At 63.3% G+C, this 12,438-nt stretch carries 11 protein-coding genes and 2 pseudogenes; 9 read left to right on the top strand and 4 right to left on the bottom strand.

Annotation, left to right across the window (positions count from 1 at the left end; translation table 11 throughout):
• Positions 1-288 precede the first annotated feature (288 nt).
• The 9 genes and pseudogenes from PTE30175_RS08815 to PTE30175_RS08775 all read left to right on the top strand — a co-directional run.
• The gene (locus PTE30175_RS08815) at positions 289-1,353 is read left to right on the top strand and encodes a WD40/YVTN/BNR-like repeat-containing protein (RefSeq protein WP_224788676.1); all 1,065 of its coding nucleotides are present in this window, start codon (positions 289-291) and stop codon (positions 1,351-1,353) included.
• Between the two features lie 11 nt (positions 1,354-1,364).
• A complete protein-coding gene (locus PTE30175_RS08810) occupies positions 1,365-3,785 on the top strand; it encodes an efflux RND transporter permease subunit (protein WP_224788660.1) in 2,421 nt (806 codons plus the stop codon).
• 145 nt (positions 3,786-3,930) lie between these two features.
• Positions 3,931-5,460 (top strand): CoA-acylating methylmalonate-semialdehyde dehydrogenase, encoded by a 1,530-nt coding sequence (locus PTE30175_RS08805; RefSeq protein ID WP_150696695.1) that lies wholly within the window; start codon positions 3,931-3,933, stop codon positions 5,458-5,460.
• Between the two features lie 74 nt (positions 5,461-5,534).
• A complete protein-coding gene (gene mmsB / locus PTE30175_RS08800; protein ID WP_150696694.1) occupies positions 5,535-6,440 on the top strand; it encodes a 3-hydroxyisobutyrate dehydrogenase in 906 nt (301 codons plus the stop codon).
• On the top strand, positions 6,437-7,228 hold the full coding sequence (locus PTE30175_RS08795; RefSeq protein ID WP_150696693.1) for an enoyl-CoA hydratase: 792 nt from the start codon (positions 6,437-6,439) through the stop codon (positions 7,226-7,228). Before mmsB ends, PTE30175_RS08795 begins: the two co-directional genes overlap by 4 nt.
• A 1-nt stretch (position 7,229) precedes the next feature.
• The gene (locus PTE30175_RS08790; protein WP_150696692.1) at positions 7,230-8,396 is read left to right on the top strand and encodes an enoyl-CoA hydratase/isomerase family protein; all 1,167 of its coding nucleotides are present in this window, start codon (positions 7,230-7,232) and stop codon (positions 8,394-8,396) included.
• A 72-nt stretch (positions 8,397-8,468) separates the two neighbouring features.
• Positions 8,469-9,218 carry an electron transfer flavoprotein subunit beta/FixA family protein gene (locus PTE30175_RS08785; protein WP_150696691.1) on the top strand — a complete coding sequence of 250 codons (750 nt, stop codon included), beginning with the start codon at positions 8,469-8,471 and terminating at the stop codon, positions 9,216-9,218.
• 19 nt (positions 9,219-9,237) lie between these two features.
• Complete coding sequence (locus tag PTE30175_RS08780; RefSeq protein ID WP_150696690.1) at positions 9,238-10,170, top strand: electron transfer flavoprotein subunit alpha/FixB family protein; 933 nt, start codon at positions 9,238-9,240, stop codon at positions 10,168-10,170.
• Between the two features lie 21 nt (positions 10,171-10,191).
• Positions 10,192-10,644, top strand: a pseudogene (locus PTE30175_RS08775) (hypothetical protein); the annotation flags it as partial.
• Between the two features lie 17 nt (positions 10,645-10,661).
• On the opposite strand, the gene PTE30175_RS28180 reads toward PTE30175_RS08775, so the two are convergent.
• The 4 genes and pseudogenes from PTE30175_RS28180 to PTE30175_RS08760 form a co-directional block, all read right to left on the bottom strand.
• Positions 10,662-10,802 carry a hypothetical protein gene (locus PTE30175_RS28180; protein WP_191628929.1) on the bottom strand — a complete coding sequence of 47 codons (141 nt, stop codon included), beginning with the start codon at positions 10,800-10,802 and terminating at the stop codon, positions 10,662-10,664.
• 76 nt (positions 10,803-10,878) lie between these two features.
• Entirely contained in the window at positions 10,879-11,655 is a 777-nt protein-coding gene (locus PTE30175_RS08770) for a glucose 1-dehydrogenase (protein ID WP_224788659.1), read from the bottom strand.
• A gap of 110 nt (positions 11,656-11,765) precedes the next feature.
• Positions 11,766-11,915, bottom strand: a pseudogene (locus PTE30175_RS08765) (transposase); the annotation flags it as partial.
• Between the two features lie 142 nt (positions 11,916-12,057).
• Positions 12,058-12,411: a terminase gene (locus PTE30175_RS08760; protein ID WP_150696689.1), complete on the bottom strand. Its 354-nt coding sequence runs from the start codon at positions 12,409-12,411 to the stop codon at positions 12,058-12,060.
• Positions 12,412-12,438 lie beyond the last annotated feature (27 nt).

The following is a 12,438-nucleotide window of genomic DNA, read 5'->3' as shown; positions in this document are numbered from 1 at the left end:
TCCGTCGTGATGACTGGGAGGGACCGATGCGGCTTCGCGCTTACCTGTGGTTCCGGGGATTGCCAGGTAAGCCACGTCGCGCTGGGATATTCGGGTCAACCGCGCTGTTTCACGCGGACATGGCGCTCCGCCTACAGGTCAGGACAATACGGTTGAAGTCCGGCTCGGACGTGCCCGCGGCGGAGCCTCCGACGCAGTGCGTTCATTTCTCACCTGCTTGCCCACATGTCAATGCATCGCTGTGCCCGATCTATAGCGCGCCTCGCTCGAGGCTGCACCTTGCTCGTAGTGCTCTGCTGTGCGAGCACCTTGCTTTGGTCCCAGACGCCTGTTAAGCAGGAGGCCGGCGATCCTCTACGCCTGCCCGGCGTGCGCGTCCGCACGGCCGCGGATGCCCCCATTCTTGCCGTGGCGGCGCGTGAGAGTCTCGTTCTGGCTGTGGGGTTGCGGGGGGTGATTCTGCGCTCCGAAGACGGCGGGGCAAGCTTCGCTTCGGTGGAGGAGCCGGTCGGGGTCGACCTTACCGGTGTCGTAATTGTCGGTCACGAGAGGGCGTTCGCGGTGGGGCAGCGCGGCGTCGTGCTGCGCAGCGACGATGCCGGGCGCCACTGGCGCATGGTACTCGATGGGCCGCATGTCAAGAGCCTGATCGGTGCGCAGGGGCAGGCGGCGAATCCCAGCGGGAGCGATCTGGCGGCGCAGAGCGCAAGCCGTGTCGATACATGGCCGCTCTTCGACGCCGACTTTGTCGACATGAATCACGGCGTGGTGGCGGGTGCCTTCGGCCTGCTCCTGCGCACGGAGGACGGCGGCGAAACCTGGCAGGATGTGTCCGCTACGCTTGGCGATGCGTCGGCCTCTCACCTGTACGGTTTGCGTAGCGTCGACGGGGCGCTGTTCCTGGTCGGCGAGCGGGGTTTGATCCGGTGGCGCCCGTCGGGCAGTCCGCGGTTCCAGCCGCTGACCTCTCCCTACCGAGGCAGCTGGTTCGGTCTCGCAACGGGGCAGGGGACATTGCTTGTCTTCGGCATGCGCGGCAACGCGTACACCAGTCGCGATGGCGGACGTAGCTGGCGGCCCCTGAAAACCGGAACGCAAGCCAGTCTGGTGGTGGGGCTGCTGCTCGACGACGGTTCTCCCGTGCTTGTGGCGCAGAACGGCGAGGTCCTGTGGGGTGAAGCGGGCGCCGACTCCCTGCAGCGCCTGCAGGCGCCGGCACTGCCCTATACGTCTGCTGCTGTGGCCGTCGGCCGCGACGGACGGCGGAAACTGGTGCTCGGCGCCCTCTCGGGTGGACTGAAGGTCCTGCCCTTGCCGGCGAAACCCGCTTCCACTCATTCCACCAAGCCCTGAGTCAAATTGTCATGAAAGCAGCCCACCGCGACCTAGAAATGCCCGTCGTGCGCCGGGTCGAGGACTTCGACCTTCGCTCCGGCAATCTGCTGGAGCGCCTGATCTTCAACTACCGGAGTGTCGTGCTGGCCCTTTGCGTACTGGCCACAGTGATCCTCGGCACCCTAGCGTTTCGCTTGACCGTGAACGCCAGCTATGAGGACATGTCGCCGCGTGACCATCCGTTCGTGGCGAACTATACGGCCAATCAGCGCGATCTCAAGGGACTGGGCAACACGCTGCGCGTGGTCGTCGAAAATCCACATGGCGACATCTTCGACGCCAAGTACCTGGATGTGCTTGCGCGAATCAACGATCAACTGGTGCTGTTGCCCGGGGTGGACCGCGCTTGGGTCAAGTCGTTGTGGAGCCCACTGGTCCGCTGGACCGAAGTCACAGAGGAAGGTTTCAGCGGTGGCGCGGTGATGCCGGAGGACTACGACGCATCGTCGCGCTCGATAGAGCAGGTGCGGCGCAACGTGCTACGTGGCGGGCTCGTCGGCTCCATCGTGGCCAACGATTTCCGGTCTACCATGATTGTCGTGCCGCTCGCCGCTACCGACGCGAATGGTGCCTCCTCGGAGATCGCCTACGCTGACCTTTCCAAGAGCATCGAGCGCATCCGGCAGCAGTACGAGGCGACCGGCAACGTGCGCATTCACGTTATCGGTTTTGCCAAGCTGGTGGGCGACCTGATCGACGGCATCCGCAGCGTGATGTGGTTCTTTGCCGCCGCAGCCGTGATTACCGCGCTGATCCTGTACGGATACACGCGCTGCGTGAGGAGCACCATCCTCGTGGTGGCGGCCTCGCTCGTCGCGGTTGTGTGGCAGCTCGGCCTGTTGCGGCTAGCGGGCCTTGCGCTTGATCCGTATTCGATCATGGTGCCGTTCTTGGTGTTCGCGATAGGCGTCTCGCACGGCGCCCAGAAAATGAACGGCATCATGCAGGACATCGCCAACGGCACGCACCGCTACGTCGCGGCGCGCTACACATTCCGCAGGCTGTTCCTGGCTGGCCTCACGGCACTGGTCGCCGACGCGGTGGGTTTTGCCGTGCTGGCCTTGGTGGACATCCCGGTGATCCGGCATCTGGCTTTCGCGGCCAGCGTTGGCGTGGGCGGCCTGGTGTTCAGCAACCTCATCCTGATACCGGTTATCCTCTCGTTTACTGGGGTCAGCGCCCGGGCCGCACAGCGATCCGTGACGCCACCGGTCGACGAGGCGTACGTGCGGGGCACAGTCGAACGGTTCCTTGCGCGCCTCACGCGGCGTGGCGCGGCGGCGTTCGCGGTGGCCGTCGCGCTTGTTCTGGGCGTTGGCGCCTGGCACGTCAGCACCCGGCTGGCCGTTGGCGACTTGCACCCCGGGGCGCCCGAACTGCGTACTGACGCGCGCTACAACCGGGACGTGGCCTATATCGGCGACCACTACGGCCTTTCGTCCGACGTCTTCGCCGTGATCGTCAAGACCGTGCCGGACGGCTGCATGCGATACGAGACCATGGCGCGCACTGACCGACTGACCTGGCTGCTGTCACAGACCCCGGGGGTGCAGGCAGCAGAGTCCCTCGCGGATCGCGTACGGCTGTACACGTCCGGTGCATTCGAGGGTAATCCCAAGTGGTATACGGTGAGCGCGGATCCGGCGCTCATCAATCCGGCGATCGCCGCAGAGGCTGCGCTGACGACCACGCTGATGAACGGCGATTGTTCAGTTTTCCCGATCGTGGCGTATCTACAGGATCACAAGGCCGAGACGCTCAAGCGGGTGGTCGGTGTCGCCCAACGCTTTGCCGATACCAACAACGACGACCACACAAAGTTCCTGCTGGCTGCGGGCTCGGCGGGCATTGATGCGGCTACGAACGAGGTGGTGGCCCGGGCCAACCTGCAGATGCTCCTGTACGTCTACGCGGCCGTCGTCGCCTTGTGCTTCATCACCTTCCGCAACTGGCGTGCCGTGGTGGTTGCGGTGCTGCCGCTCATGTTGACTTCAGTCCTGTGCGAGGCACTGATGGTGTACCTCGGCATCGGCGTCAAGGTCGCCACACTTCCCGTTGTCGCTCTGGGCGTCGGCATCGGTGTGGACTACGCCTTATATCTGTTGAGCGTCCAACTGCAGGTGCAGCGGTCTGGGGCGAATCTGGCGGACGCGTATCTGCAGGCGCTCCACTTCACGGGCAAAGTCGTCGCCCTCATCGGCTTCACGCTGGCTGCGGGAGTGTTGACCTGGGTGGCGTCGCCCATCAAGTTCCAGGCAGATACCGGCGCATTGCTGGCGTTCATGTTTGTCTGGAACATGCTGGGCGCGATTGTCTTGATCCCGGCTTTGTCGCACTTCTTGCTGAACGACTGGCGAAAGCAAAAAACGACTGTCGCGGCCACGGCGTGAGAACCGGCCACTGACACGGGGGCGGAACCCTGAGCCGCATGCACGAAACCTCGACCATGGAACAAGACATGCGCAAGGCTATCTGCACCGTCGTGCGATCTATCGGCACATGTAAGAACGAGATTGTCAAAAAAGGAGATGGGCCATGAATGCAACGGTAGCAACACTCGCAGAGCAATCGGTACAGACGGTGAAGCTGCTCATCAGTGGCGAATTGACCGAGTCGACAACGACCGAGTGGCGTGATGTCGTCAACCCCGCCACGCAGCAGGTGCTGGCACGCGTGCCGTTCGCTACGACGGCCGAAGTCGACGAGGCCATCCGTTCGGCCCATGCCGCATTCGCAACATGGAAAAACACGCCGATCGGCACGCGCGTGCGCATCATGCTGAAGTACCAGGCGCTCGTTCGCGAGCACATGCCGCGCATTGCGAAGATCCTGACCGCGGAGCAAGGCAAGACGCTGCCCGATGCCGAGGGCGACGTCTTTCGCGGGCTCGAGGTCCTCGAGCACGCGTGCTCGGTAGGCACGCTGCAGCTTGGTGAATTTGCCGAGAACGTTGCCGGCAGCGTCGATACGTACACGTTGCGTCAACCGATCGGCGTCTGCGCAGGCATCACGCCGTTCAACTTCCCCGCGATGATCCCGCTCTGGATGTTCCCGATGGCCATCGTTTGCGGCAATACCTTCGTGCTCAAGCCGTCCGAGCAGGATCCGCTTTCGACGATGGCGCTCGTCGAATTGGCGCTCGAAGCCGGTGTGCCAAAGGGCGTGCTCAACGTCGTGCACGGCGGCAAGGACGTCGTCGATGCCCTTTGTACGCACGAGCTCGTGAGGGCGGTTTCATTCGTCGGTTCTACAGCCGTCGGCACGCACGTCTATCGCCTGGGCAGCGAGCACGGCAAGCGCGTACAGTCGATGATGGGCGCGAAGAATCATGCGATCGTGTTGCCCGATGCCAACCGGGAGCAGACCCTGAACGCCCTCGCCGGTGCCGGCTTCGGCGCGGCTGGTCAGCGTTGTATGGCGACCTCGGTGGCCGTTTTCGTCGGCGCATCTCAGCAATGGCTGCCCGAGCTCGTCGAAAAGGCCAGGACGCTGAAGGTCAACGCGGGACACGAGCCGAAGACCGATATCGGACCTGTCATCTCGCGGGCTGCGAAGCAACGCGTGCTCGGCCTCATAGGAGCCGGCGTGAAGGAGGGCGCGACGCTTCTGCTCGATGGCCGTAACGTCGAGGTTCCGGGCTATGAAGACGGCAATTTCATCGGCCCGACGATCTTCAGCGATGTGACCACGGAGATGGAGATCTACAAGACCGAAATCTTTGGTCCCGTGTTGCTCGTCATGACTGTGCCGACGCTCGATGAGGCGATTGCACTCGTCAATCGCAATCCGTTCGGCAACGGCGTCGGCATCTTCACGCAGAGCGGGGCGGCGGCGCGCAAGTTCCAAAGCGAAATCGACGTCGGGCAGGTAGGCATCAACATTCCGATCCCGGTGCCCGTGCCGTATTTCAGCTTTACGGGCTCGCGTGGTTCGAAGCTCGGCGACCTCGGCCCGTATGGCAAGCAGGTCGTTCAGTTCTACACGCAGACGAAGACGGTGACGGCGCGCTGGTTCGACGATGCAGCCGTCAGTGACGGTGTCAACACGACGATCAGCCTGCGTTGAAACACTAAAAGAACACAAGACAGCGAACGCGCGAGCGAAGAAGGCTCGGCGACGGGCAAATGGGAAACGTCATCATGAAGATAGGTTTCGTCGGGCTTGGCAACATGGGTGCGCCCATGGCACGCAATCTCGTCAAGGCTGGGCATGCGTTGAAGGTATTCGACCTGAGCGACGAGGCGGTGCAGGCCCTCGTCGATGCCGGGGCGCAGGCCGCCGCATCGCCGAAGGCGGCGGCAGACGATGTCGAATGCGTGATCACGATGTTGCCCACCGCGGCACATGTGCGCGAGGTTCTCGTAGGCGAGAACGGCATTCTTGCTGGGATCGCGCCAGGGGTCACGATCATCGACTCGAGCACGATTGATCTCGCCAGCGTAAAGGCGTGCGCGGCAATCGCGGCGCAGCGTGGCAACACCTTCGTCGATGCGCCCGTTTCGGGCGGTACCGGCGGCGCTGCGGCAGGCACGTTGACCTTTATGGTCGGGGCGAGCGAGAGCGTCTACGAAAAGGTCATGCCCATCCTTCTGGTCATGGGTAAGAACATCGCCCACTGCGGCGAGACGGGAATGGGGCAGGTCGCGAAGATCTGCAACAACCTCGTCCTGGGCATTACGATGGCCGGGGTTGCGGAAGCGATGTCGCTCGGTGTGGCGCTCGGCATCGACGCGAAGGTGCTTGCGGGCATCGTGAACACTTCCACGGGACGTTGCTGGAGCTCGGAGACTTATAACCCCTACCCGGGCGTCATCGAAACGGCCCCGGCATCGCGCGGCTACATGGGCGGTTTTGGCACCGATCTGATGCTCAAGGACATGGGGCTCGCGACGGATGCTGCCAGGCAGGTGCGCCAGCCAATCTATCTCGGCGCGCTCGCGCAGCAACTCTACCTGACGATGAGCGCGCGCGGCGGGGGCCGCCTCGATTTCTCCGCCATCATCAATCTTTACCAAGCCGACACAATACCAAGGGTACCCGAATGATCGAGCTCGAATATGTGGAACACGGTGATCAGCCGGCCATTGCGCTGATCACGCTGCAACGCCCTCCGGCCAACGCGTTTACGCCAGAAGGATTGTTGCAATTGCAGAGAACAATCGAGCGTCTGAATGCCGAGCCGAGCGTGCGTGCAATCGTAATCACGGGCAGTGGGCCGAAGTTCTTCAGCGCGGGTGCGGATTTGAATACCTTCGCCGATGGCAATAAGGAATTCGCACGTGTCGCCGCAGCGCGCTTTGGCGCCGCATTCGAGGCGTTGCAGAACGCGCGCCCCATCGTGATCGCGGCCATCAACGGCTACGCGATGGGCGGCGGGCTCGAATGCGCGCTTGCCTGTGACATCCGCATTGCCGAGGCGCACGCGCAATTGGCTTTGCCCGAAACGGCGGTCGGCCTGCTGCCTTGCGGTTGTGGGACACAGACGTTGCCCTGGCTCGTCGGCGAAGGATGGGCCAAACGACTGATCCTGACAGGGGAGCGCGTCGATGCGCCGACGGCATTGCGCATCGGGCTCGTGGAAGAGGTGGTGGAGCAAGGCGCTTCGCGTGAGGCGGCCATTGCGATGGCGAAGCGCGTGACGAACCTCAGTCCCCTTGCAGTGACGTTCAGCAAGCAGTTGATTCACGAAGCGAGCAGTGGAATCCCGCGTCGTGCAGCCTTGGCGATCGAACGCGAACGCTTCGTCGATCTCTTCGATGATCCGGACCAGCGCGAGGGCGTAAACGCGTTCCTCGAAAAGCGCGCACCGCGCTGGCATAGGCAAGGGGCCTGACATGGCGCATGAGGTACCGAATGAACGATCGATTGACGAAGGCGTGGCACAGACGCAAGCGGACGCGGACGTGCTTTTCCGGGTCGTCAACCGTGTGGCTGTCATTTCGCTGAATCGCCCGACCGCGCTCAACGCGTTGTCGCACGGGATGGTGATCACATTGGCAACGCTCTTCGAGCGGTGCCGTAACGATGATGAGATCGTCGCGGTGGTCTTGCGCGGCAACGGGGACAAAGCCTTCTGCGCGGGCGGCGATGTGCGCGCGTTGCACGAAAAAGTCAAAAGTGGCAGTTCGGAATGGCTCCAGTTCTTCGTAGACGAGTATCAGCTTAACTATGTAATTCACACCTTCCCGAAGCCGGTGGTCGCGTTGCTCGACGGCATCACCATGGGGGGCGGCATGGGCCTCGGTCAGGGGGCGAAGCTGCGTGTGGTCACGAATCGCACCAGGATGGCTATGCCGGAGACCCGTATCGGGCTCTTCCCCGATGTCGGCGCGACGCGTTTTCTGTCGGCGATGCCGGTGGAACTGGAACTTTACGTAGGCTTGACCGGCGTGACGTTGTCTGGTGCCAGTGCGTTGCTTTGTAATCTGGCCGATGTCTGCGTTCCCCCCGAGTGGCTCGCCACGTTCGAAGATCGACTGCAGTGCATGCCAGTTTATGCCGACCATGGTGGGGCGATGGCCGCCTTGCGCCGCGTATTTGAGCCGCCTGTAAATGTTGTCGCGCATGCTGCGCTAAGCGACGTGCTGCCGTTGGTGACAAGGCACTTCAACGCGTGTTGGACGGTGGAAGAAATCGTTGCTTCGTTAAACGATGCGCTCGAGCGTGAGGCATCGCCTGAAGTTCGTCAATGGTATAGATCGACGTCGGAAGCGCTCTCGACACATTCGCCGACGATGCTGAAGGTGACGCGCGACGCGCTATTGCGCGGCCGCACGATGACGCTCGCCGAATGCTTCCGGATGGAACTCGATTTGATGAGCCGCGCCGTGCCTGACGGCGATTTCGTCGAAGGCGTGCGCGCGCAGCTCATCGACAAGGACGGGAAGCCACGCTGGCGACCGTCTACGCTCGACGAAGTCAAGGAAGTGCATGTTCGTCATTTTGGCTCTGCACGATGGGGCGCCGAGGCCCATCCGCTCGCCGAGCTCGGTCGTCGATGATCACTTATCGAATGAGAAGTTTCAATCGTCCGTGCCCTTAGCGTTACGGCAGGCGGATTCAGGAGTGCGTAAATGAAGGTTTTGGTAGCGGTGAAGCGCGTGGTGGATGCGAACGTCAAAGTCGCCGCGAAATCGGATCGCACGGGCGTCGACATCGCGAATGTAAAGATGTCGATGAACCCGTTCGATGAGATCGCCGTGGAAGAGGCGGTGCGTCTGAAGGAAGCGGGCCTGGCGACGGAGATCGTCGCTGTGTCGTGCGGCGCGGCGCAATGTCAGGAAACCTTGCGCACAGCGCTGGCGATCGGCGCGGACCGCGCTATCCTGGTCGAGTCGGACGAGGAGCTGCAGCCGCTGGCGGTGGCCAAGCTCCTGAAGGCGCTGGTCGACAAGGAGCAGCCACAACTGGTGATCCTGGGCAAGCAGGCGATCGACGACGATTCGAACCAGACGGGCCAGATGCTCGCGGCGCTGGCGAAGCTGCCGCAGGCCACGTTTGCCTCGAAGGTGACGGTGGCCGATGGCCGTGCGCATGTCACGCGCGAGGTGGATGGCGGCCTGGAGACGGTGTCGCTGTCGCTGCCGGCGGTGATCACCACCGACCTGCGCCTGAACGAGCCGCGCTACGTGACGCTGCCCAACATCATGAAGGCGAAGAAGAAGCCGCTGGAGACGGTCAAGCCGGCGGACCTTGGCGTTGACGTGAGCCCGCGCCTGAAGACGCTGAAGGTGGTCGAACCGGCCAAGCGCGGCGCTGGCGTGAAGGTGCCGGACGTGGCGACGCTGGTCGAGAAGCTCAAGAACGAAGCCAAGGTGCTGTGAGAGAGGGAGGAGAGGGGATATGAGCATTCTGGTCATTGCGGAACACGACAACCAATCGATCAAGGCAGCGACGCTGAACTCCGTGACGGCGGCGCTCCAGTGTGGTGGCGACGTGCACGTGCTGGTCGCGGGCGCGAACGCGGGGGCGGCCGCGCAACAGGCCGCGCAGATCGCCGGCGTGAAGAAGGTGCTGCACGCCGATGCGGCGCACCTGGGCGACGGCTTGGCGGAGAACGTGGCGGCGCAGGTGGTGGCGGTGGCCGAAGGCTACACGCACATCCTGGCCCCGGCGACGGCCTACGGCAAGAACATTGCGCCGCGCGTGGCGGCGTTGCTGGACGTGGCGCAGGTCTCGGAAATCACTAAGGTGGATACCCCCGACACGTTCGAGCGCCCGATCTACGCGGGCAATGCGATCGCGACGGTGCAGAGCGGTGACAAGGTAAAGGTGGTCACGGTGCGTGCCACAGGGTTCGACGCGGCGGCCGGGCTGGGGGGCACGGCCGCTGTCGAATCAGTGCCGGCGGTCGAGGATACGGGACTTTCGTCGTTCGTGGGTCGAACAGTCTCCAAACTCGACCGTCCGGAACTGACTTCGGCGAAGATCATCGTCTCGGGCGGCCGCGGGCTGGGTTCGGGCGAGAATTTCACCAAGGTGCTCGAGCCGCTGGCGGACAAGCTGGGAGCCGCACTGGGTGCGTCGCGCGCGGCGGTCGATGCGGGATTCGTACCGAACGACTATCAGGTGGGCCAGACCGGCAAGATCGTCGCGCCGCAGTTGTACGTGGCGGTGGGCGTCTCCGGCGCGATCCAGCACCTGGCAGGCATGAAGGACTCGAAGGTGATCGTCGCGATCAACAAAGACCCGGAAGCGCCGATCTTCAGCGTGGCCGACTACGGCCTCGTCGGCGATCTGTTCACGCTCGTGCCCGAGATGGCATCGGCACTGTAGGGTAGTGATACGTTTGATCGCCCGATCTATGCAGGCAACGCGATCGCGACGTTACGGAGTCGTCAAAAGGTAAAGGTGGTCACCGTGCGTGCCACAGGCTTCGACGTGGCGGCCGAGTCGGGGGGCTCGGCCGCTGTCGAATCAGCGGTGGCGGTCGAGGATACGGGACTTTCGCCGTTCGTGGGTCGAACAGTCTCCAAACTCGACCGCCGGGAGCTGACCTCGGTGAAGGTGATTGCCTCGAGCGACCGCTGGCTGACAGGCTTGATACAGCGCTGGGTGCGTTGCGTGCGGTGGTCGACGCGGACTTCGAGCCGAACGACTATCCGACCGTGCGAGATACCTTCGCGAAGGGCGCGAACCAAGCAGCAGCATGAGAGCGTGTGTCGCGTTCCATCTCGAGGTGGCGGACCTTACAGCGCAGCCGCGTGGGCTCATGCCGCTGGGCCGTGGTCAGCCCATCGTGTCGAGTAGGGTGGGACGCGCGGAGATCAAGCTTGGCGCCACGCCGTAGCCGGCAGCGGTGCGAGGATCACACCGATCATGGCTGCCTCGCCGGCGTTGGGCTCCTGCCCTCCGGTGAGCATCAAATGGGTGAGCTGGGTGAATCGGCGCTTGCCAATCAGCTCCATTGCGAATCGCGCCTGGCCACATTGATGGTATCCGGCGGGCCGGCATGGCCCGAACGGATGGTGGCGTAGCGCTTGCTCACTGGATGAAGCCTCCGTCCGCGACGAATGCCGCGCCGGTAATGAAGCTCGCTTGGTCGCTGACGAGGTAGACGACGAGCGAGCTGATCTCTTCCGGCTCCCCGAGTCGGCCCAGTGCTGACGCCGCTGCCACGCTCTTGATCAGCCGCGTTGACTGCGGAGTCGAGGTGGTCATCGGCGTGTCGATCATGCCAGGGTGAACCGAGTTCACCCGTATGCCGTATGGCGCGAACTCCTTCGCCGCGACCTTGGTCATTCCGCGCACCGCGAACTTGGATGCGGTGTAGGCAATCGCGTTTGCCCAGCCGACGAAACCGGCCACGGAGGAGACGTTCACGATTGTCCCGCGGCCAAGGCGGCGCATCGAAGGCAGGACCGCCTTCATTCCAAGGAAGCAGCTGACCTGGTTGACGTCGATCAGCCTGCGGTAGTCCGCCTCGCTGGTGTCCTCGATGGTGTTCCAGGCCAATATCCCCGCGTTATTCACGAGGATCTCGACGGGCCCGAATACCTCCTCGGCGCGCGCGAGCGCGTCCGCCCATCCGGACGAGCTCGTGACGTCGTGGCGCACGAACGCCACGCGATCGCCGAGCTCATGAGCGAGAGTCTGGCCTTCGTTCTCGAGGAGATCTCCGATCACGACGCGCGCGCCCTGTCGAACCAGCGCCCTGACGTGCGATGCGCCCATACCGCGGGCGCCGCCTGTGACAAACGCGACGCGGTCAGCCAGCAGCGGGAATTGTGAGGGGAGCATCGCGCTTTCGCTTGTGGACATGGGATTTCTCCACGTGTGTGATAGATCTGGTTATTCTAACTCGCTACTGTCGTTATGTCAGTAGTGTTGTGCCTGATCAGTGACACAGGCGACCGACGTGGGATGCGTCTCAGGATGTCGTGCAGGCCACGGTTCTTCAGTTCATTGAAGACCTTGAGCCAGAACTTGGCGCCTTCGGTTTGTTCGATCCACAGGCCCAGCACTTCCTTGCGGCCGTCGGCGCGAATGCCCAGCGCCAGGTACACCGCCTTGTCCTTGACCGTGCCTTTGCCGGCGATAATAGCCGGCAAAGGAACCCGAAGCGAAATAAGGCGGTATTTCCCCGGCCATTTTTCGCGACGACGGTGTTTTCATCCGGCTGCGCATGGTGCATTGGTTGCCGCGTTAGCCACGCGGCGCCGATTACCGCGACGCTGCGCGCAAGGCCCGCGTCCAGCCGCCAGAGAATGCGAAGCGAGGAAAGGTTACCCATTGCTCGATGAGGATGCGGACCAAGGCTTCGGCCGGTCCGGAGAACGGCTCGGGCCGCTCGGGCTCGCCGCGATGGCAGCGGCCCTGCCACGCAAGCGATGCTGCCATGGCGGCCAGTGAGAGCGTCGCCGCTATCCACATGCCAAGCAGCAGAGCGGTGACCAGCGCCGTATTGGCGGCGACGAACGCCGGTACAGCCGCGAGGTGTACGAGCAGGTTGCGGCGAGAGCGGTGGGTCCGCGCGTAATCCAACCATTGCCGTTTGACGAGTTGCAGGAGGGGCATTTGCGTATATCCTTTGCAGTGCGCGAT

The organism is Pandoraea terrae (genome assembly GCF_902459695.1).
GTDB lineage: Bacteria > Pseudomonadota > Gammaproteobacteria > Burkholderiales > Burkholderiaceae > Pandoraea > Pandoraea terrae.
Note: the sequence above shows the minus strand (reverse complement) of the source record. Positions and strands in the feature narration are given on the sequence as shown.